We start from the raw sequence: 20471 nt of genomic DNA on the forward strand, positions 1-20471 counted from the left end.
TGTGTAGAATTAGCTGAACCACGAAAAGATCGCCTTAAACATTTCCCAAATAAAGAACTTAACCTTCGGTTGAGCTGGCTCTTCGGTCGTGGTAGTCGAAGCTGAAGCTGCTACGACCTCACCTTTTGTTTCTTTCTTTGCTACCTTCTCTGTCGAAGCAGCTTTATCTTTGCTAGCGACAGTTTTAGCCTTATCTTCTTTAACCGGCTGCTTTTCCTTGCCATTCTCATCGGTCGTTTTGGCCACCACAACGGCTGCTGAAGCAACCGCTTCACCCGATACGGAATCTACAAAGCATAACGGTGGGAATAACACGCACCACCAATTTTGCCCTTCACCCGATCCAATCACAACGCGCAATGCTTCATAATCCCCAGCTGGGTAGACGTCATTTCCGTACATTTTAGTTGGAAAAGGGACAACACCTAACTCCACAGTATACGGATAGTTATAGCCGCGGGATGCAATCATCTCGCCCACAAGTTGATCGAATTCAGACAAGTGCGCATTCACGACTGCTCTGGCCTCTTCCAAGGAGTGTGGTCCAACAACCCAATCTTCCATACGGGCAATAATCGCATCGCGAATCTCGCGTTTTAAAGCTTGGTCCTGCGCAGAATCCGAATTTGCTAGAATACGCAAACGAATGGATTCTTCTGGTATCGTAGGCGAAATAACCGCCGCATTCGTACGATTGGATTCCCAACACATAATCATAAGTATAAGTGCAAAAACAATGAATGATAAGCTCTTAACCGAGTGGCGCTCCGTTCTCTTAACCATGGAGAGTAGCCCCTTTCCCATTCCCGTCGTCTACTAGCCAGTATGGACAATAGTGGGTGGGGCTAAACCTATGAATCTATTATTTTTGGCAAAATGATAGAGTTAGTAGAGGGCTCCTAAATTCAAGTACATAAATTTAAGTACAGGGTTCACTCAAGACCTAAATACCTGCAAAACTACAGCTTTTTTTCTCATATTCCCCTAATCCGAACAAAAGCCTGCGAATATACAGTAATTTAACTGTTTTTAGTCATACAGGTGCTGATTTCGCATAAATACCTGCATATTCGCAGTAATTTCCTTTTTTCACTACTTTTATCGATAAATTGATGTAAATTTGCAGGCTTTCAGGCACGCCTGCATCTAGCACCTACAGCTGCTGTGGCTCACGAATCGCCAGCACATGACGATTGATCCCCTGGAGATCCTGCACGAAGCGGATCTCCGTCCAGTCTGCGGCGGCACCTAACAGCGCCGCAACTGCCTCCGCCTGCCCGATGCCCACCTCGAACCCGACCACAGTCGGGATTCGTGGCAATAAGGGCAGCTGCGAGATCATGCGGCGGTACAGGTCGAGTCCCTCGACACCGCCGAACAGAGCTGTGTGCGGCTCGAATAGCCGCACCTCGGGCATCAGCGCCGGCAGGTCGCCATCAGGGATATACGGTGGGTTGGACACCAGTATATCCGGCGCGAGCCCGCGCTCGATGTAAGGCTCGAGGAGGTCGCCCTCGAGCCACTGGATTCGCGCAGCCACTTCGTGGCGCTGCGCGTTCTTTAAAGCCATCTCCAGCGCTGCCGCGGAGATGTCACTGGCGGCCACGCGCCACGCAGGGCGCGCGTGCGCTACAGTCACCGGGATGATGCCACTCCCGGTGCCAACATCCGCAAGCAGCGGAGCGCCTTGCGGGAACAGACGCGAGCCCTCGTGGAGCAGCGCCTCCACGAGCAGCTCAGTCTCCGGCCGCGGGATCAGCACGGCCGGGCTCACCATAAACGGAAGGCCGAAGAAATCCTGTTCACCGGTGATGTACTGCACCGGTTCGCCCGCGGCCTTCCTTGCAACGAGCTGGTCCCACGTGGCGACCAGCTCTACGGGCATCTGTTCCTGCCACCAGCGGAACAGCAGTTCAGTCCGACTGCAGCCCCCTAAGAGGTGCTGCAGCAATAACTCCGTGCAAGCCGAAGCCTCTGCGACGCCTTGCTCTGCTAAAAAAGAAGAAGCCTTCACAAAGGCTTCTCTCACACTCATGTTTGCACTCGTCATTACATCGCCTCTAAGGCATCGGATTGGGCAGCAATCGTTAGTGCTGACACAATTTCCGCCATATCGCCGTTCAGAACTGTCTCTAAACGGTGTAGCGTCAAGCCGATACGGTGATCGGTAATCCGGCTTTGCGGGAAGTTGTAGGTACGAATACGCTCTGAACGGTCACCCGTTCCGACTTTGCTTTTACGCTCGCCAGCATATTTCGCTTCCTCTTCTTCACGCATTTTATCTGAAATACGCGCACGTAGTACACGGAGCGCTTGTTCTTTATTCGAGTTTTGGGATTTCCCATCCTGACATGTTGCCACAATACCCGTTGGTACGTGGGTTACACGCACAGCGGATTTTGTTGTATTAACGGACTGACCGCCCGCTCCACTGGAACAGAACGTATCAACGCGAATATCCGCATCGTGGATAATGATTTCCACATCTTCCGCTTCCGGCATAACAACAACTGTTGACGTGGAGGTATGGATACGTCCACCGGATTCCGTTACTGGAATACGTTGTACACGGTGTGCCCCGCTCTCAAACTTGAGCTTGCTGTAGGCACCTTTACCCGTAATCATGAAAATAATTTCTTTAAATCCGCCTAAATCATTCACGGATGCATCCAGAATCTCCGTTCTCCAACCCTGAGCATCCGCATAACGCGTATACATGCGGTAGAGATCGCCTGCGAATAAAGCAGCTTCGTCGCCGCCTGCCGCTCCACGAATCTCCACGATGACATTCTTGTCATCGTTAGGATCCTTCGGCATCATCAGAATGCGAAGATGTTCCTCAAGTTTAGCGGATTGCTCGCTAAGCTCCTCGATCTCCATTTTGACCATTTCACGCATCTCATCATCCAGCTTCTCGTTCTGCATCACTTTCGCATCGGCTAGCTGTTCGCTCACGCTCTTATATTCATTATAAGCATCGTAAGACTCCTGAAGATCAGATTGCTCTTTGGAATACTCTCTTAGTTTCTTCGTATCACTCGTTACATCCGGGTCACACAATAACTCGCTTAGTTTATCATAGCGGTCCACAATGGACTGAAGTCGATCCAACATAGGGGATCACTCCTTTCTTGTTTTTGTTGTTAATTAAACGTTAAAACGGAAATGCATAACATCGCCATCATTTACTACGTACTCTTTACCTTCAAGACGTACTTGGCCTTTTTCTTTTGCACCCGCCATGGATCCAGCAGCAGCCAAATCATGATAAGAAACAACCTCTGCACGAATAAATCCACGTTCAAAATCCGTATGAATCACGCCAGCTGCTTGCGGAGCTTTCGTTCCTTTACGAATCGTCCATGCTCTAACTTCTTGAACCCCAGCTGTGAAATACGTGTACAAACCGAGCTTGCGGTAAGCTGCTTTAATCAATCTATTCAAGCCGGACTCTTGAAGTCCCAACTCTTCCAGGAACATCGCTTTTTCTTCGTCTTCCAACTCAGCAATTTCGGATTCAACCTTCGCACTAATAGAAACAACTTCGTTGTTTTCTTTTTCTGCGAATTCCTTCACAATTTTAACGTATGCATTGTCATCCGCAGTTGAAACTTCATCTTCACTCACATTTGCCGCGTAAAGCACTGGCTTCATCGTCAATAAGTGAAGATCGCGAACTAGAAGGCGCTCATCGTCTGTCAAATCCAAGCTGCGTGCTGGCATATCATTATATAAGGCTTCTTTGATACGTTCCAAACACTCCACTTCAGCTACCACTTTCTTGTCGCCGCCTTTGAGGTTTTTGCGTGAACGCTCGATTTTTTTATCAACCGACTCAATGTCTGCCAAAATCAATTCAAGATTAATCGTCTCGATGTCGCCAATCGGATCGACTTTCCCAGAAACGTGAGTAATATTATCATCCTCAAAACAACGGACAACATGCACAATCGCATCAACTTCGCGGATGTGTGCTAGAAATTTATTTCCAAGGCCCTCGCCTTTGCTCGCACCCTTAACTAAACCCGCAATATCAACGAATTCGAATGCTGTCGGCACGATGCTCTTAGGCACAACGATTTCTACCAGCTTCTGCAATCTCTCGTCTGGTACTTCTACTACCCCAACATTCGGATCGATCGTACAGAACGGATAATTCGCAGATTCTGCCCCCGCCTGTGTAATTGCATTAAACAATGTCGATTTTCCTACGTTCGGTAGACCGACGATACCTGCTTTCAAAGCCATTGTCGTTACAACTCCTTAATTTTCGAAGATCATCCTTCTTATTATATAGTACTTGGAGGGCAAAAAAAAGCCTGCAAGCTATTGATTAGCTCCAGACTTTTTTTCCAATGCTTTTTTGTACTCTTCATCGCGCTTCTGTTCGAAGTAGGTTTGGATCTGATTTCGCAGAATAAAACCGCGCAGTGCATTGCTTTGTTCCGCAGGAACGCTCTCGAAGCTAGCTCCGTAGTAGTAGCTGCCCTCTTGCTTTTCTTTCCTTATAATTTCCAACATACAAGGCATTTCGAAGCCTAAATCGAGCTGTACTTGTAACTGACATTTTTTATGTAGAATGGCATCAATCATGGAACTATCATTAATTGTGAAACCAAGTCCGCTCATCGATATATTTTTAATCGAAATCTCAATGGCTTGTTCAAGCTGATACTGTTCTTTCTGTTGGATATTCTGAAACCCAAAAATTTGTCCTATGTTTTTCACATTCACCCGCGGGAACTCCCGTTTCTCCGAAAACTTCTTTCGATTCTCCGGGGGATTAATCACAATGAGCGAACCAGGCTCTCTAGCCACGACTGTCGTATCAAGAACAAAAAGACCCGATTTGGTGTATAGCGTCATTTTGGCCTTATCCCCAAGTTGAAACACGTCATATTCCGGCAACTCGATCTCCATGATATCGCCTTGTGCATAGGTAAGGATACCTGTAGCCACAAAATCATCCTTCGCTAAAACAGCCCTAGAATCGATTAATACTTCCGCGTCAAATCCTTCTTTGCTCCCATACCGTTTCAAAGTATCCTGATTCATCGCCATGCTCACCTTCACCTCTCCCTCTACGGACGAATGGATTCCACAGCACAATTCCGCACAAAATAGACTGCTCCTCTTCAATATGAAAGGGAACAGCCTATACCTTAATCAAAAAAAAGCATCGATTTTCGGTAACCAGGCTGTCATAGTTCCTTAGAACCGTAGACCCTCAGCTTTGCGTCCTTGTTTTTCAACAAGTTTGCTATTGTCGAACCCTGCTATGCTATTCAATTTAGTCATTATTTATGGTCTAAAAGACCCACTATTACCACCATTATACGTAGCCTGGATATTTCTTTCAACTAAAATCCTTGCATGGGCGATGTTTTTATTGTATGAATGTGTAGTGGAATGAATATCCACAGGTTTACAAGTTATCCACATTGTTATCCACAGCTTGTTAACAACGAATATCTGTTCGGATTATTATTCACATGTGGATAAATTATTATTGCGAGGTGTCCCCCTGTGGATCAACATATCCCCTGGATGCAAGAAGCGATTGGCGAGGCGCTTAAAGCTGAAGCCATCCGTGAAGTACCGATAGGCGCAGTCGTCGTCTATCAAGGTCAAATCATAGGCCGCGGTTATAATTTACGCGAAACAACCCTAGATCCTCTCGCACATGCAGAGATGATTGCTATTAAACAAGCGAGCGAGCATCTGCAAGCCTGGCGCCTTCTCGACTGCCAGCTCTATGTGACGCTGGAGCCTTGTCCGATGTGCGCAGGTGCCATCGTACAAGCACGAATACCGCAGGTGATTTACGGAACAGTGGATCCGAAGGCTGGCTGCGCTGGGACGTTGATGAACTTACTGCAGGAAGACCGATTCAATCATCGTGTCGATGTGGTTAGTGGCGTTTTGCAAGAGGAATGTTCAACGATGTTAACGCAATTCTTTCGAAAATTACGGGGGAAAGCGTAGGCGTTCAACCGTTTGAAGTGTGTCCTTGCTGTAAGGCCTCGGCTAACTCTACCAGCTTGCTCATCGTATTCCAATTTCGCGTCGTCGTGCGATCACCAAGTTTCTGCATGTTGCTCGCCAGCTTCGAATCCAAGACACTTTGTCGAAACAGAAAATATATTGTGCAGCCCTGCATCTGAAACTCATCGACTTCACTCTGTCCCTTGGATAAGATGTCGGTGAGTGTCGGCGGGGCTTCTTCCGTTAGTACGGAAATTTGAATGCTCTCCCCTTCGGACAAGTCATCTGCGTCATAAGGGCAATTCCCTACAAGTTCAGCTAGCTCCGCTGCGGTGCGCAAAATAACGGTAGGAGCTACGCCAACCGCATCGCTAATTGCTTTTTCAATACGTGGTCTTAGTGACTCACTTGGCTCCTCCGATTGAAAAAACACATTGCCACTTTGCAAATACGTCTGTACGTGTGCTAATCCTATTGCCTCTAGTGTCTTTTTCAAGTCGGTCATTTTGATCTTATTTTTGCCTCCTACATTAATCCCGCGCAGAAAACCTACGTAAACCGTCATTGTGACTTGCCTCCCTTACTTTAATTGTACCGAACGTATGAGGAAGAAGATGATCGTGCCAAACAGGATCAACAGGATAAAGCCTAACCCCCATAAACTTAGCTCCGCATTGCCTTCTTTTGCACTCTGTATAATAGACCACTCAATAAACATAAACAGAATGAGGATTATCGTCTTCATACTATGGATGAGCAAACGCGCATTTTGGTATTGCCCTCGGGCATTCTGAGCGGTAATAGTAGTTGGATAATTGTACACGTGAGGGACCTTGCTTAGGAGCGTCAAGCCAACATAGATGATAACTCCAATAAGCGGTACGGCCATTAGGCTCATTTTGTTCCCCCAGCCATCGATCTCCCCTTTCCCGTTAAAATGCATCGGAATTCGCTCGGGCATATCGCGCCACTCGTAGGCAACATATGCGATCATACTTATGATTACGAGCAAAGAAATGACATCAAGTATAGTTTCAGCTTTGGATCTGCCGAGTTGGATCACGGGACGTTGCTCCATACAACACCTACTTTCTATTAGGTTAACAACAGATTAGGGTAGTGCTATTTATTTCTTTACCCACTATGTACATTCCTTACTCAAAAGAAACCTCCTGCTTGCGCATGGGTTAAAATGGGTTGCACTTCAAAAACATCTCGTGTTAGAATGACGATACTATGCGCCCGTAGCTCAGCAGGATAGAGCAACAGTTTCCTAAACTGTAGGTCGTACGTTCGAATCGTATCGGGCGCGTATCGTTTTTCTCACAAAGCAAACATACTTTAAAAAGGGATTTCAACTTAGGTTGGCAATCCCTTTCTTTGTTTTGGATTCATAATCGAAAGGAGTCCTCACTCCGATGACAACTCGCACTATATCATCCTACCGGATCCCGCTCTTCTGCGCGGTCACGATGCTCTTCTGGATGTCCATGTACACCAGCGTTCCGATCATGGCGCCTTATGTGGAGTTCCTTGGGGGAAGCCACCAGTTAGCAGGTTGGATTGTAGGTATGTACGGCATCTCGCAGATGCTGCTCCGCATACCCGTAGGTATTATGTCGGATCGTTTTCATAAAAGAAGACTATTCATTACCTTCGGCCTTCTCTTCACCGCCATTACCGGAATTGGGCTGTGGTTCACGCACGATTTTACTTGGATTTTAATCCTCCGCGCACTCGCAGGGGCAGCTGCAGCGACATGGGTTGATTTTACAGTACTATTCACGAGCTATTACAAGCATGAAGAATCAACGAAGGCGATTGGCACCATCTCCTTTTTCAACTCACTCGGTCAGGTGCTTGGCATCCTAAGTGCAGGCTGGGCAGCAGACAAGCTGGGGTGGGAATCAGTATTTATCTTAGGTGCAGTACTCGGCATCCTTGGCATGATCGGCTCATTCTTCCTCATTGAAAAAGTCGAGAAAGACGCGCCGAAAATTACGTTACGCGGCATTGGCGACGTGGCGACAGATCGTACGCTCCTCTTCGTGTCGTTGCTTGCCATTCTATCGCAGGTATTAATATTTGCTACGGTCTTCGGCTTCACGCCGGTCTATGCCATGCAGCTCGGAGCAGACAAATTCTCGCTCTCTTTATTGTCCTTATTTGCTAACGTTCCTGTTGCGCTAGCCTCCTTGTTCGGGGGACGACGATGGGCGATCCGTTATGGAGAGAAGCGCATGGTTGTAGTTGGCTTTCTGCTCATGGGGATATTCACCTTTACGGTTCCGTTCACTCATCATCTCTGGCTGCTTATGGTCACGCAAGCATTGGCAGGCTTTGGTCGCGGACTTTCATTTACATTACTCATGGGCATGAGCATCAAGCATATGCCTGCGGATAAGCGTGCAACAGCCATGGGCTTCTTCCAAGCCATATATGGGCTCGGGATGTTCGTAGGGCCAGTCCTTATGGGCATCATTGGTGACTATTTTTCACTCAATCAGGGCTTTATTGTACTCGGTATCCTCGGTGCTTTCAGTGCACTTCTCGCTTATCTGTTCGTTCACAACGCAGCTAAGAAACGGCCACTAACGGCTAACAACTCTACGATTGCGCAATGATAGCAAGGGCGAATCTTTCGATTCGCTCTTTTTTTCATACAAGTGCAGGGGTACAGCTGACGAACTTCGTCTATTCATGCGGAGAGGAGGAGAAGCATATTGAGGAGCACTCATTAGTTGATCGCATAGTAAAGGGCGATGAAGCGGCATTCCGCGAGTTGGTTATAAGGTATCGTCCTTATATTTTGCAGACGATCTTTGCCATTGTTCGCCATCAAAAAGATGCCGAGGACTTGTCCCAAGAGGTTTGGACCCGTATTTACTTCTCCCTCCCTCAGTATGAAAAGAAGGGCTTGAAAACCTGGATGACCCGCATCGCGGTTAATCGAGCTATTGATTTCAAGCGCGCATCCAGTCGGCGCAAAGAAGACATTATCGCTGAATTCGAAGAGGCTGTCACTCCAACAGGACAAGCACCTCCTCATCTGGAGCATAGTGTAGAACATGAGGTTTTGATCAAGGAAACGACCGAATTCATACGTCATAAGCTCGACCAGATTCCATCAAATTATCAGGATGTTTTACTGGCCTATTATATTCATCATCAGTCCTATCAAGATATTGCCAATGCTCAAGGGGTTACCATTAAAACTGTCGAGTCTAAGCTGTACAGGGCAAAGCAATGGGTGAGAAATCGCTGGAAGGAGGAGGAGTTTCGATGAAGATGCAACACTATACCCAACTGGAATGGATGCAGTATGTGGAGGAGAGTCTGCCTTCAGAAGCAAGGAACGAGATGGAGAATCATTTGTACCGTTGTGATGACTGTCTTGCGATCTATATGATTGGTATAGAGGAGTCCCTATTAACGCCAATCGATATCGCTAACACAGAGACTTACATAAAAGAAATTATTACGCGTACCATTGGCACAAAGCCCGCTTGGTATCGCTCTACAATGTTCCATTACGGGGTCGCCGCTGCCGCGACGCTTGTGCTTGTAGCGACTGGCTTTTTCCATAACTTATCACAGGAATTAGGAACGTTCGGTGCCTTCAGGCCCGCTCCTCCTCTGGAAGTTCCCGCCTCATTAGAGGCCAAAGTGCCAATTTCAGATCAGCTCATTCATAAAACACTAACTTGGTTAGACACCTTACAAAATGATCATAAAAAAGGAGGCCTAGAACCTTGAATCCTACCAAAAGCAGCCTTGCTGCCTTCCTACTGTCCTTCATCCCCGGCGCTGGTCATTTATACATGAACCGTATGGGGCGTGCTTTTCTATACGGCTGCTTGTTCTTCGGATGCTGTTTCATTCTTTTCTTAGGTGTTGCAACCCATGATGGGGGTGATTTTGCCTTCCTACTCGTGCCCATTGCCCTTACATGGATCATTAACATCATCGATATGTTGATCTACTTACTGCGTTCCCCGACGCCGTTTCCACCCGCTTATTATTCGCCGAGTGCCGCCAATTATGGCCCTGGTCCTTATTCACCAGAGCAGGAAATGCCTGCATGGGAATCAGCCGCTTACTATGCTGATTTAACGAATAAACAAGAAAGATCAAAAGTGCTATTGCTCTCTTTCATCCCTGGTGTTGGCCATTATCGCCTCGGCATGATGCAAAGAGGACTTACCGCGATGGTCTCGTTCTTTGGGATCGCTATCCTTGTAATTTTCATCTCCATCCTCACGCATAACGATGGTTTTATTGTTTTCTTACTCGCGCTACCCGTGCTCTGGTTTTATACAATGTTCGATGCGTTAAAGCAGTTGGATCGCAAACAAGCTGGATTTGAGCTAGTGGATCGTAGTATGTTCGAGGACTTCCAGCGTGATGAACATGGCCGCAAAAATCGAACATTAGCCACGATTATCGCTATTTTCCCTGGCGCGGCGCACCTTTACTTATCGATGACCAAACGGGGTATCCAGCTCATGGCCATATTTCTTTTCTCTGTTTATGTGCTGGATGTATTGCGGCTTTCACTCTTCTTCTTTATCATCCCGCTACTCTGGTTCTTCAGCTTTTTCGACGCATTACAGAGTATCTCAAAGTATGAGAATGGGACTTTGATCGACAAGCCTCTCGTTGAAAACTGGACAGCCTACCAACGGTATATCGGTGTTGTTCTGATCGTATTCGGCGGCTATTATATCTTCAGCGACGTTTTCGTGCAATTTATGTATCAGTTCTTACCGTCTTCGCGGAACTATATGTATTTGATTAACAATTTCAGCCAAACCTTCATTGTCGCTGTTCTCCTTATTGGAGGTGGCATTTGGTTAGTAATGAACCGTAAGCAACAGCCCAAACCGCCCAAACCAGATACGATCTTAGTTGACATAAACAAAGACATAGAAAAAAAGAACCCCTAAGGGTTCTTTTTTCTGTCGGCATTGATGATATTTCTTTGAACCTTGTTACACATAAAACTTAAGTTAAATCTGCGTATAAAACACGGTAAGTGTCTTTAGCACATCGCCCTCCAGCCTGATTATAACAGGTAGAAAAGTCCTCTTTGCAACGGTTGTTTCGCTTTCGCTAATTGCTCCAACGGAACCACACCTCTCTGCTTGCCGACAATAATAGTATGACCGATTTTTGTTTTTCTAATCATATTATTTTTAAAAATTTCATTGCCCGTTATCCGCCGTGTCCATGACCTTCTGCAGCGTGTCCGCCGTGATGATTCTGATTCTTCACTTTTTTAGAACCAGACAACGGCTCCTGATTGCCACCCGCATTGTTTCGATTCTTTACATTGCCATTATTAACAAGATTGTCACCTGCGGAATAATTTTTAGGTTTAGACATAGCTCTTCATCCTCTCCGTTACGAGTTTGTTCCTTCGTGATTTAGAGCATCTTGATGCCTATGGTCGTTGACCTTCTGCTGGATTTGCTGCGCATTATGCGCGTTCGCTGGATTCGCATCTAGATCCTTAGCCACATTTTGCAGGTTCTTATCTGCACTCTTTTGCTTCGTCATCAAGGTGTCCTCCTTCTATTAAGCGTTCGTGACTTTCTGCAATGCCTGCGCACACTCATGAATATGCCGCACATAATCATCGATTAGCGACTGTATCACATCACTTCGTTCGTCAATATGCGTCGTTCCTTGCTGTACATCGGTTAGTTCAACCTTCACTTCTCTGGCGTCCACATACGTCACTTTAAAATCAAACGAATAGCCGGTATGCCCCGCCGTCATAATGTGCACACGGACAGCGTCCGTATCGCCTTCATCTGCCCATACTCTTGTTGTATCGGCAGGCTGGAGAACGGTAGGCATGACGCGCATCCACTCATTCACGATTTCAGCTTGATCCACGCTAGGTTTATCTGATTTGCTCATAGGTAACACCTCCACATGATTAAAATGCGGAAGCCGCCTATCTTTTATCCATGTAAAAAAACACCTACTCCACGGCACGAATGAGAAATCGTGTTTTCGGAATAGGTGTTAAGATTAGGGATCTCAGCGCTATCTGCAAATGCTGACGTGACCGCGACTTGCCGTAAACTAAACTTTTGCAGCGCGGCGAACCTAGCAATCATCGTTACCATTTGCTCACGCGATATGTTAGCTTCTGGTGCAAATTCACCTGCGCGTACGCCGCTTGTAATGCCATTCTCTGATGCCCATTGTACAGCCTGGGCATAATAGCTGTCCGCCTTCACATCGTTGAAGGTACCCGCCTTATACGCACCTAAATTTGCACCCGCCATGCGAGCCAGCATCAGGGTAAAATCAGCACGGGTAATCTGTGCAGCGGGCGAGATTGCGAAAAGTGGCTCACTTTAAAAATTAGCGTGCCTGTAGCAGTATCAAAATAGCTGTTCGTCACTTTTACAAGCTCACCGTTATCAGCAATGTAGTAGGCTACAATTTGCATTCGTGTCCTCATTAGCTGCCGGTTTATAGGGAACTTGAACCTCTACCGTACCGCCATTAAAGCTCGAAACCGTTTTGCCGCCTGCTGTAATCGTAAAGTCGAAAACTAGGCGACCACTTACCGCAGATTCCAGCGCTTCCTTAGCAGCTGGGGTCCAACCTTGCGTTGCTGCCTGAACGTCCGCTTTGCGGATCGAAATATTTACTGTACCGCTTGTCGCGGCCCCATGCACAGCACCTATGGCTTGTTTATCTAAAGAAATCTGACCACGGCTTACTTTCATCCTTTGCACTCGAAAAATAAAAACAAAAAAAGCCACACGATTACGAGAATCGCATGACTCTTTGGTTGGGTATTACCTTGGCTACGGAGAGGGTGGGATTCGAACCCACGGAGACCTTGCGACCTCGGCGGTTTTCAAGACCGCTGCCTTAAACCACTCGACCACCTCTCCACGATAGGCGTCTCCGACTAGGGAGACGACCTTGTGCAGTGACAAAAAGCATTGTAGCACATAATTGTCACTCGATGCAAGTACTTATTTTTTCGTGATCACTTTCACGTTGTTCATGTACGGAACGAGTACGTCTGGCACGACAATGGAACCATCCGCCTGCTGATAATTTTCAAGAATCGCAGCCACTGTACGGCCCAAAGCTAAGCCTGATCCGTTCAGCGTATGTACGAATTCCGGCTTCGCCTTGGCATCGCGGCGGAAGCGAATATTCGCTCTGCGCGCTTGGAAATCTTCGAAGTTACTGCAGCTGGAGATCTCGCGATATGCGCCGCTGTTTGGCAGCCATACTTCTAGATCGTACGTCTTCGCAGATGTGAAGCCAATATCGCCTGTGCAGAGTGACAACACGCGGTAAGGGAGCTTCAGCAGCTGTAGGACGCGTTCAGCATGCCCTGTAAGCTTCTCCAACTCCTCATAGGAGTCTTCGGGCTTAACAAGCTTTACGAGCTCAATTTTGTTGAATTGGTGCTGTCTGATTAAACCACGTGTATCGCGGCCAGCGGATCCTGCTTCCGAGCGGAAACAAGCACTGAACGCTACGAAATTAACCGGCAGCTGTTCATTCGTCAGAATATCTTCACGATGATAATTCGTGACGGGTACTTCTGCTGTCGGAATCAAGAAATATTCCGAATTCTCAACCTTGAACACATCTTCCTCAAACTTCGGAAGTTGTCCTGTTCCCGTGAGGCTATCACGGTTAACGATATATGGAGGCAGCATTTCTTCATAACCATGCTCATCGCTGTGCAGGTCCATCATGAAGTTGATTAGTGCCCGCTCTAGACGAGCCCCCAACCCTTTGTAGAACACGAAACGCGAACCCGTTACCTTCGCCGCTGCTTCGAAATCCAAAATGCCCAAGTCCTGCGCTACTTCCCAGTGCGGCTTCACTTCGAAATCGAACGATGGAATATCGCCAATGCGGCGTACTTCTACGTTCTCTTCTTCCGTACGGCCTACAGGTACGCTGGCATGCGGCATATTCGGAATGGAGAGAAGAACCTGTTGCAATGACTCGTCCAAGACACGAATTTCGTCATCAAGCTCTTTAATGCGGTCTCCGACCACTTTCATTTCTTGAATCAGCTCATCCGCATTTTCACCGGATCTCTTACGCCCCGCCACCTCTTGGGAAACGGTGTTGCGGCGATTCTTCAGCTGTTCTGTTTCTTGCAGCAGCTCTCTGCGCTTCACGTCTAGCTCTGTGAAACCATTAAGCTCCTCGATCTGCTTACCGCGGTTTTGCATGGCAGCTTGTACAGCTGCTAAATCACTTCGAAGTAACTTTACATCAAACAAGGAGATTCCTCCGTTAGCGCAAAATGGTTTATATATGGAAGCAAGCACCCATACCGGCAATCCGGTTAACTCGGGGTGCTTGAACCGTTAATTATGCTTGGCTTTGCTTTACCATGTCTAAGAAATAACTGTGCAGACGGAAATCGTCCGTCAGCTCTGGGTGAAAGGACGCCGCAAGGAGATGCCCTTGCTGCGCGGCGACGATTTGGCCGTCATACGTGGCCAATACATCCACATCTGGTCCCACTTTCTCAATAAGTGGGGCGCGAATGAATACCGCGCGAACGTTCTCGTCAATGCCTTTGATCGGCAAGTCCGTCTCAAAGCTTTCGCGTTGACGACCGAACGCGTTGCGAGCCACCGTAATGTCCATCAGCTCTAGATGAGCTTCTGGTTGTCCGGTGATCTCTTTCGCGATGACAATCAACCCCGCGCAAGTGCCGAATACCGGCTTGCCTGCTGCAGAGAACTCACGTAACGCATCGATGAAGCCATACGTACGCATAAGCTTACCAATCGTCGTGCTCTCTCCGCCAGGAAGAATAATGCCATCTAGCTCAGCTAGCTGCTCGGTGCGTTTCACAACGACACCTTCAGCGCCTGCTTTTTCAATGCCTCGGATATGCTCCGCTACCGCGCCTTGCAGCGCGAGAACCCCAATCTTCGTCATTACCAGCCGCGCTCCTGCATACGCTCGGAAGCTTGAAGCTTGGAAATTTCGATTCCCTTCATAGGGGTACCTAGGTTTTTGGAAATTTCAGCGATCAATTTGAAATCCGTGTAGTGCGTTACCGCTTCAACGATCGCTTTCGCGAACTTCTCTGGGTTATCGGATTTGAAAATACCGGATCCAACGAATACACCATCAGAACCAAGGTGCATCATCAACGCCGCATCAGCAGGTGTAGCTACACCGCCAGCTGCGAAGTTAACAACAGGCAATTTACCAGTTTGGTGAACTTGAAGCATCAACTCGTAAGGAGCGCCAATTGTTTTCGCTTCGAACATCAATTCGTCCAAAGACATGCTTTGAACTTTACGGATTTGACCTTGAATTTGACGCATGTGACGAACAGCTTCTACAATGTTACCTGTTCCTGGCTCACCTTTTGTACGAAGCATGGAAGCTCCTTCACCGATACGACGCAAAGCTTCACCAAGATCGCGGCAACCACAAACGAAAGGTACAGTAAAATCACGTTTGTTGATGTGGAATACTTCATCCGCAGGAGTCAGTACTTCACTCTCATCGATATAGTCAACGCCTAGGGATTCAAGAACCTTCGCTTCAACGAAGTGCCCGATTCTTGCTTTCGCCATGACTGGAATGGATACAACTTTCATAACATCTTCAACAATTGTTGGATCCGCCATGCGGGATACGCCACCAGCTGCACGAATATCAGCGGGTACGCGCTCAAGTGCCATAACAGCGGACGCACCAGCTGCTTCAGCGATTTTAGCTTGCTCGGCGTTCATAACGTCCATGATGACGCCGCCTTTTTGCATTTCGGCCATACCAGTTTTAACGCGGGAAGTTCCTGTTTCCATTCTTTATTTCCTCCTATAGCTTGTATGCCAATTTCGTTGCAGTTCCCTACACGATTCGATAATAAACTTCTAAACAATAATTTTACATGAAGGATGGGCAATATACAACCCATTTTCTGGCCTAAGAGCCTCCTTTGATCCCATTAAACATATCACTGAAGAAGTTTTTAATGGAGCGGAACAGCAGTCGGATCCAGCTTCCTTTTTCTACATCTCCGTCAGCAATCAATTCTACGGTTTTTTCTTGACCGTTGTAGGTTACTTTTACCTTGCCAAGCGTGTCGCCTTTCGCAATTGGAGCTACGAGCTTAGCCTCTTCAACAGACTCAGCCGTCACTTGGAAATCCGTATCTTTCGCGCCTTTTCTAGCTACGAACGTTAGACCTGTTTTCGTAACAAGAGGTACTTCCATTTGTACACCCTTCTTAATGTTCACACTTTTCAAAGAATCTATCGTCTGTTTCGCATTCAAGAATGGTTTTATCTCAAAATTATTAAATGCATAGTCCATCAGCTTGCGTGTTTCATTGAAACGCTCTGGTTCCGTTTTCGTCCCCATAACAACCGTAATCATACGCATTCCATTGCGTTCTGCCGTTCCAGTGAAGCAGTAGCCAGCATCATCCGTAGAACCCGTTTTCAAGCCATCTAATCCTGGATACGCATACTTCTTAAAGTTAGTGTTCGTTGAATTCCCTTCAAGCATCCAGTTCCAGTTGATCATCGCTGTTTTATCTGTTGCTCTAAGCTTCAAGGAAGGGATTTTCGTAAATTCTAGAATTTCTTTGTGGTCTTTCAAAATATTATAAGCAAGAATCGCCGCATCGCGAGCGGTCATCTTCGTCTCACCCTCAATGGAAGCAGGGGGGTTCTTGAGATCAGCACGTGAAAGTCCAGTCGCACTAATAAAATGAGCTTTATCTGACATGCCAAGCTGTTTCGCTTTGTCATTCATCATTTTCGCGAAATTCTCTTCCGTACCGCCAAGCAATTCTGCAAAAGCCACAGAAGCATCGTTCGCGGAATAAATGGACATCGCATTGAACATATCTTTGAACGTCAATGTTTCATTCTCAGCAATCAACTGACCAGAACCAATGACATCCGCCGCATTCTTCGTAGCTGTCACAGGTGAGTCCCATTTGAATTTGCCTTCTTTAATGCTTTCCATGGCCAAATACTCAGTCATCATCTTCGCCATACTTGCTGGTGGGAAAGCTTCATCCGCGTTCATTTGGAACAGGACTGCTCCTGTGCTAGCTTCCATGATGATTGCAGATTTAGCTGCTACTTGAGGTTCATTCAGTGCCGGTGCAGGCGTCGTTGCTGCATTAGGAGCAGGCGTTGTCACCGCTGCAGGCTTTGGGGTTGCCGAAGGAGAAGGCGATGCCGCATAGGTTGGTTGTATATGTAAAAGTAAGGATTGAGCAATTAAGCTAACACCTAACACCAAAGCAACCTTTTTCTTTGTAAAACGTATAAATCTCACAATTTCACTCTCCCTAAATGATGTTGGACATAATATAAGACACGTTATATTGTAACACACCCCATTAGACAAAAAAAAGAAAACGTGGGTTCAAATCCCACGCCTCCAATTATATCCATATTGTGACACTTTATAGTGAGCTTTTCGCCCGAGCTACAAGTCTCTCATCTACATCGAGTAATTCGGTGCTTCTTTTGTAATTTGAATATCATGCGGATGGCTTTCTTTCAAACCTGCCCCCGTAATACGAACAAATTGCGTATCATGAATTAATTCTTGAATGTTGCGTGCTCCGCAATACCCCATACCTGAACGAAGTCCACCTACCAATTGATACACCGTATCGGCCATTGGCCCTTTATAAGCCACACGACCTTCGATACCCTCTGGAACAAGCTTGCTCTCGTTCTCTTGGAAATAACGATCCTTACTGCCTTCTTTCATTGCGCCTAGGGAGCCCATTCCGCGATATACCTTAAACTTACGTCCTTGGAAAATCTCAGACTCACCCGGGCTCTCATCCGTTCCCGCAAAAAGACTGCCGATCATAACCGCGCTAGCTCCCGCTGCGATCGCTTTAACCACATCACCGGAGTACTTAATACCGCCATCGGCGATAATCGGAACACCGAATTCAGCAGCTGCTTGTGCACAATCATATATCGCCGTAATTTGAGGAACACCAATCCCTGCGATAATACGGGTCGTACAGATTGAACCAGGACCGATTCCGACTTTTACCATGGAAGCTCCGGCTTTGATTAAATCACGTGTACCATCACCTGTTGCCACGTTACCAGCGATAATCGGAAGCTCTGGATACTGTGCTCTTAGCTTCTTAACCGTCTCTGCAATATTAATGTGATGTCCATGTGCAGAATCCACTACGATGACGTCAATACCCGCTGTAACAAGCGCTGCGGCTCTCTCAATCACGTCTTTAGATACTCCAACAGCTGCACCTACTAGTAAACGTCCTTGTTTATCTTTGGCCGAGTTAGGGAATTGAATGGCCTTCTCGATATCTTTGATCGTAATTAACCCTTTAAGACCAAAATTCTCGTCTACCAAAGGCAGTTTCTCAATTTTATGTTTCTGAAGGATGCCTTCTGCTTGCTGAAGCGTTGTTCCAACGGGTGCTGTCACAAGCCCTTCTTGCGTCATCACTTCTTTAATTTTAATGGAGTAATCATGTACAAAGCGCAAGTCGCGATTGGTCAAAATACCAACTAAACGATTGCTTTCATTTACAATCGGTACACCCGATATGCGGTATTTCGCCATTAACTCTTCTGCATCATAGACATGATGCTCAGGCGTCAATGAGAACGGGTTCGTGATTACGCCGCTTTCTGACCTTTTAACACGATCAACGTGCTCAGCTTGTAGCTCGATGGACATATTCTTATGAATAATTCCGATACCGCCTTCACGAGCCATAGCAATCGCTAGCGCAGACTCCGTCACTGTATCCATAGCTGAGCTGATAAAAGGAATATTTAATTTTACACCAGGTGCCATTTCCGTCGAAATGTCGATCTCCTTACCGAACACTTCTGACTTTCTCGGAACTAACAATACATCATCAAACGTTAAACCTTCTTTGCCAAACTTATCTTCTCTCACAGCGTACCATATCCTCCTTAAAGCCCTCTAACTGAAAGCTTGATTCATAAGCTTCTATTTCATTCTTCCGTGTATGATTGCAATCTTAACAAAAGCCCTTTTTTGGTGTCAAGGAAAAGGAAGAGCATCTAGCTCCCCCTCACCTTGAATAAGTCTATTCCGTTAACGATAGGAGTACGTACTACTAGGATTCCATAACAAAAACTGCTCAACCCCCTGCTCCCTCGCCGCTTTGATCTGCTCCTTGACATCTATGTCACCATATTTCTTATGCGGTTTGACCCATGTGGCTGTAAAATCCTGATACCAAGGTCTAATCTGAGCAGTCTGCTGATTGGACCGTGCTAACTGCCTATTTTTCCAATTGGCGTCGTTAACGGCTTGGTGAATGACCGCGTAGGGCTGCAAATCCGGACTTTTGATACCATAAATACCACTCGTGTAGTGAGACGGATACAGCATCGGAGAAATGAAATGTACCTCCTTACTGATCATCCCCCAATCCTGTCCAATGCCCATATCATTCGCCATCGACGTTGTTAATCCAAACACATCCGCAGAGATGTAGGCCTGATCACCAATCCGTCCCTTGGCTGTATGCAAAAAGGTCGCGATATCCTGCGCTTTGCTTAGCTTCTGTGGGTTATCAAAAATGACCTCACGGTCCACCTTCTGCCCATTCTCCGGAAACCTCACATAATCGAACTGGATCTCATCAAACCCGAGTGAAGCCACTTCCTTCGCAATCTGAATATTATAATCCCACACCTCAGTTTTAAAAGGATCTACCCAGGCGATTCCCTTCGGGTCCTTCCAGACAGTTCCATCTTTCTTTTTCATAGCCAATGTACTTTTCTTTTTACTTAAGTAGGGGTCCTTGAACACGACTAATCTGGCAATCGTATAAATATGTTTCTGCTTCAATCTCCGCAACTTATCTTTCAAATCATGTATGATGACATGGCTGTTCGCCCCGATCTCATTAACCAAAGGAACCGTTGATGGGTATGTCACCTGACCTGAATCATTCTTAACATCTATCACCATGGCATTTAAGTCGGTTTGCTCTACAAGCTCAATTAATTGCTCAAATTTATTGCCTACGGCCGACCAGGCAGAAACGTAAATACCCTTCACGACCGGTTTACTTGTACTCTGAAAAGAAGGCGTTGCCACCTGGTTTGACGCAGGGCTGATGCTCCCCACATAACTCAAAGCGTGAAGTGGATTTGCTTCTTCCTTCACTTCATCAATCTTAGCTGAGCATCCATTCATCATCAGCGTTACTAACGAACAAAGACACACCCTGCTCATCCATCTCATGCTGCTTGTCGTCCTCATCGTCATCCCTCCTCGTAGGATTAGTATGGTTAAAAAAGCAACATTTACAGATATAAAAAAAAGAGTCTTTCTGGAAATTAATCCAGAAAGACTCTTACTAATTGCTTGGCAACGTTCTACTCTCCCAGAACCCTGCGGTTCAAGTACCATCGACGCTGGAAGGCTTAACGGTCGTGTTCGAGATGGGAACGCGT

24 protein-coding genes, 2 tRNA genes, 1 rRNA gene and 1 riboswitch are annotated in these 20471 nt (G+C 46.6%); of the genes, 6 read left to right on the forward strand and 21 right to left on the reverse strand.

The genetic code is table 11. The features are described 5' to 3' along the window. Positions 1-9: 9 nt before the first annotated feature. The 5 genes from spoIIR to J2736_RS24100 all read right to left on the reverse strand — a co-directional run bounded on the left by spoIIR (position 10) and on the right by J2736_RS24100 (position 5061). Positions 10-783 (reverse strand): stage II sporulation protein R, encoded by a 774-nt coding sequence (gene spoIIR, locus J2736_RS24080; RefSeq protein ID WP_310501135.1) that lies wholly within the window; start codon positions 781-783, stop codon positions 10-12. A gap of 370 nt (positions 784-1153) precedes the next feature. After that, the gene (prmC, locus tag J2736_RS24085) at positions 1154-2035 is read right to left on the reverse strand and encodes a peptide chain release factor N(5)-glutamine methyltransferase (protein ID WP_310501136.1); all 882 of its coding nucleotides are present in this window, start codon (positions 2033-2035) and stop codon (positions 1154-1156) included. A gap of 14 nt (positions 2036-2049) precedes the next feature. Beyond that, positions 2050-3114, reverse strand: coding sequence for a peptide chain release factor 1 (gene prfA, locus J2736_RS24090; protein WP_310501137.1), 1065 nt, complete (start codon positions 3112-3114; stop codon positions 2050-2052). 33 nt (positions 3115-3147) lie between these two features. Next, positions 3148-4248 (reverse strand): redox-regulated ATPase YchF, encoded by a 1101-nt coding sequence (gene ychF, locus J2736_RS24095; protein ID WP_310501138.1) that lies wholly within the window; start codon positions 4246-4248, stop codon positions 3148-3150. Positions 4249-4326: 78 nt separating this feature from the next. Then, the gene (locus J2736_RS24100) at positions 4327-5061 is read right to left on the reverse strand and encodes a PilZ domain-containing protein (protein WP_310501139.1); all 735 of its coding nucleotides are present in this window, start codon (positions 5059-5061) and stop codon (positions 4327-4329) included. Between the two features lie 124 nt (positions 5062-5185). Then, positions 5186-5272, reverse strand: a riboswitch (cyclic di-GMP riboswitch). Between the two features lie 254 nt (positions 5273-5526). Here J2736_RS24100 and tadA point away from each other — a divergent pair. Next, positions 5527-5985, forward strand: a complete 459-nt coding sequence (tadA, locus tag J2736_RS24105; RefSeq protein ID WP_397341470.1) for a tRNA adenosine(34) deaminase TadA — start codon at positions 5527-5529, stop codon at positions 5983-5985. Between the two features lie 4 nt (positions 5986-5989). On the opposite strand, the gene J2736_RS24110 is transcribed toward tadA, so the two are convergent. Both J2736_RS24110 and J2736_RS24115 read right to left on the reverse strand, forming a co-directional pair. Continuing rightward, positions 5990-6550 (reverse strand): DUF1697 domain-containing protein, encoded by a 561-nt coding sequence (locus J2736_RS24110; protein WP_310501140.1) that lies wholly within the window; start codon positions 6548-6550, stop codon positions 5990-5992. 15 nt (positions 6551-6565) lie between these two features. Further along, positions 6566-7063: a DUF1648 domain-containing protein gene (locus tag J2736_RS24115; RefSeq protein ID WP_310501141.1), complete on the reverse strand. Its 498-nt coding sequence runs from the start codon at positions 7061-7063 to the stop codon at positions 6566-6568. A gap of 160 nt (positions 7064-7223) precedes the next feature. Here J2736_RS24115 and J2736_RS24120 point away from each other — a divergent pair. The 5 genes from J2736_RS24120 (at position 7224) to J2736_RS24140 (ending at position 10931) form a co-directional block, all read left to right on the forward strand. Then, positions 7224-7297: transfer RNA gene (locus J2736_RS24120), tRNA-Arg, on the forward strand. 106 nt (positions 7298-7403) lie between these two features. Then, a complete protein-coding gene (locus J2736_RS24125) occupies positions 7404-8609 on the forward strand; it encodes an MFS transporter (RefSeq protein ID WP_310501142.1) in 1206 nt (401 codons plus the stop codon). Continuing rightward, positions 8606-9271: an RNA polymerase sigma factor gene (locus J2736_RS24130; RefSeq protein ID WP_310501143.1), complete on the forward strand. Its 666-nt coding sequence runs from the start codon at positions 8606-8608 to the stop codon at positions 9269-9271. Before J2736_RS24125 ends, J2736_RS24130 begins: the two co-directional genes overlap by 4 nt. Further along, positions 9268-9741 carry an anti-sigma factor gene (locus tag J2736_RS24135; RefSeq protein ID WP_310501144.1) on the forward strand — a complete coding sequence of 158 codons (474 nt, stop codon included), beginning with the start codon at positions 9268-9270 and terminating at the stop codon, positions 9739-9741. Before J2736_RS24130 ends, J2736_RS24135 begins: the two co-directional genes overlap by 4 nt. Next, a complete protein-coding gene (locus J2736_RS24140; protein WP_310501145.1) occupies positions 9738-10931 on the forward strand; it encodes a hypothetical protein in 1194 nt (397 codons plus the stop codon). The genes J2736_RS24135 and J2736_RS24140 overlap by 4 nt, the downstream gene beginning before the upstream one ends. Before the next feature lie 119 nt (positions 10932-11050). Here the strand turns inward: J2736_RS24140 and J2736_RS24145 are convergent, their stop codons facing one another. The 14 genes from J2736_RS24145 to rrf form a co-directional block, all read right to left on the reverse strand. Further along, positions 11051-11173, reverse strand: a complete 123-nt coding sequence (locus J2736_RS24145) for a hypothetical protein (RefSeq protein ID WP_310501146.1) — start codon at positions 11171-11173, stop codon at positions 11051-11053. 26 nt (positions 11174-11199) lie between these two features. Beyond that, positions 11200-11370, reverse strand: coding sequence for a small acid-soluble spore protein P (locus tag J2736_RS24150; RefSeq protein ID WP_157256842.1), 171 nt, complete (start codon positions 11368-11370; stop codon positions 11200-11202). Positions 11371-11388: 18 nt separating this feature from the next. Then, the gene (locus tag J2736_RS24155; protein ID WP_310501147.1) at positions 11389-11544 is read right to left on the reverse strand and encodes a hypothetical protein; all 156 of its coding nucleotides are present in this window, start codon (positions 11542-11544) and stop codon (positions 11389-11391) included. 18 nt (positions 11545-11562) lie between these two features. Continuing rightward, on the reverse strand, positions 11563-11910 hold the full coding sequence (locus tag J2736_RS24160) for a hypothetical protein (RefSeq protein WP_310501148.1): 348 nt from the start codon (positions 11908-11910) through the stop codon (positions 11563-11565). Positions 11911-11954: 44 nt separating this feature from the next. Next, the gene (locus J2736_RS24165; protein WP_310501149.1) at positions 11955-12296 is read right to left on the reverse strand and encodes an S-layer homology domain-containing protein; all 342 of its coding nucleotides are present in this window, start codon (positions 12294-12296) and stop codon (positions 11955-11957) included. Positions 12297-12422: 126 nt separating this feature from the next. After that, positions 12423-12734 carry a hypothetical protein gene (locus J2736_RS24170; protein WP_310501150.1) on the reverse strand — a complete coding sequence of 104 codons (312 nt, stop codon included), beginning with the start codon at positions 12732-12734 and terminating at the stop codon, positions 12423-12425. 84 nt (positions 12735-12818) lie between these two features. Continuing rightward, positions 12819-12905, reverse strand: a tRNA-Ser gene (locus J2736_RS24175). 84 nt (positions 12906-12989) lie between these two features. Beyond that, a complete protein-coding gene (gene serS / locus J2736_RS24180) occupies positions 12990-14270 on the reverse strand; it encodes a serine--tRNA ligase (protein WP_310501151.1) in 1281 nt (426 codons plus the stop codon). A gap of 91 nt (positions 14271-14361) precedes the next feature. Then, positions 14362-14940 (reverse strand): pyridoxal 5'-phosphate synthase glutaminase subunit PdxT, encoded by a 579-nt coding sequence (gene pdxT, locus J2736_RS24185; RefSeq protein WP_310501152.1) that lies wholly within the window; start codon positions 14938-14940, stop codon positions 14362-14364. Beyond that, complete coding sequence (pdxS, locus tag J2736_RS24190; RefSeq protein ID WP_310501153.1) at positions 14940-15821, reverse strand: pyridoxal 5'-phosphate synthase lyase subunit PdxS; 882 nt, start codon at positions 15819-15821, stop codon at positions 14940-14942. Before pdxS ends, pdxT begins: the two co-directional genes overlap by 1 nt. Positions 15822-15942: 121 nt before the next feature. Further along, on the reverse strand, positions 15943-17310 hold the full coding sequence (locus J2736_RS24195) for a serine hydrolase (protein WP_310501154.1): 1368 nt from the start codon (positions 17308-17310) through the stop codon (positions 15943-15945). A gap of 168 nt (positions 17311-17478) precedes the next feature. Further along, positions 17479-18936, reverse strand: a complete 1458-nt coding sequence (guaB, locus tag J2736_RS24200) for an IMP dehydrogenase (RefSeq protein WP_310501155.1) — start codon at positions 18934-18936, stop codon at positions 17479-17481. Positions 18937-19098: 162 nt separating this feature from the next. Continuing rightward, positions 19099-20277: a putative glycoside hydrolase gene (locus tag J2736_RS24205; protein WP_310501156.1), complete on the reverse strand. Its 1179-nt coding sequence runs from the start codon at positions 20275-20277 to the stop codon at positions 19099-19101. Positions 20278-20380: 103 nt separating this feature from the next. Beyond that, positions 20381-20471: ribosomal RNA gene (rrf, locus tag J2736_RS24210) — 5S ribosomal RNA — on the reverse strand; the annotation flags it as partial.

This window comes from Paenibacillus qinlingensis (genome assembly GCF_031455095.1).
GTDB lineage: Bacteria > Bacillota > Bacilli > Paenibacillales > NBRC-103111 > Paenibacillus_E > Paenibacillus_E qinlingensis_A.

Coding starts and splice junctions, on each gene's coding strand:
- J2736_RS24150 (WP_157256842.1), bottom strand. CDS start 11,370: ATGTCTAAACCTAAAAATTATTCCGCAGGTGACAATCTTGTTAATAAT.
- J2736_RS24100 (WP_310501139.1), bottom strand. CDS start 5,061: ATGGCGATGAATCAGGATACTTTGAAACGGTATGGGAGCAAAGAAGGA.
- pdxS (WP_310501153.1), bottom strand. CDS start 15,821: ATGGAAACAGGAACTTCCCGCGTTAAAACTGGTATGGCCGAAATGCAA.
- spoIIR (WP_310501135.1), bottom strand. CDS start 783: ATGGTTAAGAGAACGGAGCGCCACTCGGTTAAGAGCTTATCATTCATT.
- prfA (WP_310501137.1), bottom strand. CDS start 3,114: ATGTTGGATCGACTTCAGTCCATTGTGGACCGCTATGATAAACTAAGC.
- J2736_RS24135 (WP_310501144.1), top strand. CDS start 9,268: ATGAAGATGCAACACTATACCCAACTGGAATGGATGCAGTATGTGGAG.
- J2736_RS24170 (WP_310501150.1), bottom strand. CDS start 12,734: ATGAAAGTAAGCCGTGGTCAGATTTCTTTAGATAAACAAGCCATAGGT.
- J2736_RS24165 (WP_310501149.1), bottom strand. CDS start 12,296: ATGCTGGCTCGCATGGCGGGTGCAAATTTAGGTGCGTATAAGGCGGGT.
- prmC (WP_310501136.1), bottom strand. CDS start 2,035: ATGAGTGTGAGAGAAGCCTTTGTGAAGGCTTCTTCTTTTTTAGCAGAG.
- J2736_RS24130 (WP_310501143.1), top strand. CDS start 8,606: ATGATAGCAAGGGCGAATCTTTCGATTCGCTCTTTTTTTCATACAAGT.
- ychF (WP_310501138.1), bottom strand. CDS start 4,248: ATGGCTTTGAAAGCAGGTATCGTCGGTCTACCGAACGTAGGAAAATCG.
- J2736_RS24160 (WP_310501148.1), bottom strand. CDS start 11,910: ATGAGCAAATCAGATAAACCTAGCGTGGATCAAGCTGAAATCGTGAAT.
- J2736_RS24115 (WP_310501141.1), bottom strand. CDS start 7,063: ATGGAGCAACGTCCCGTGATCCAACTCGGCAGATCCAAAGCTGAAACT.
- J2736_RS24110 (WP_310501140.1), bottom strand. CDS start 6,550: ATGACGGTTTACGTAGGTTTTCTGCGCGGGATTAATGTAGGAGGCAAA.
- J2736_RS24205 (WP_310501156.1), bottom strand. CDS start 20,277: ATGAGGACGACAAGCAGCATGAGATGGATGAGCAGGGTGTGTCTTTGT.
- pdxT (WP_310501152.1), bottom strand. CDS start 14,940: ATGACGAAGATTGGGGTTCTCGCGCTGCAAGGCGCGGTAGCGGAGCAT.
- J2736_RS24145 (WP_310501146.1), bottom strand. CDS start 11,173: ATGATTAGAAAAACAAAAATCGGTCATACTATTATTGTCGGCAAGCAG.
- J2736_RS24125 (WP_310501142.1), top strand. CDS start 7,404: ATGACAACTCGCACTATATCATCCTACCGGATCCCGCTCTTCTGCGCG.
- J2736_RS24155 (WP_310501147.1), bottom strand. CDS start 11,544: ATGACGAAGCAAAAGAGTGCAGATAAGAACCTGCAAAATGTGGCTAAG.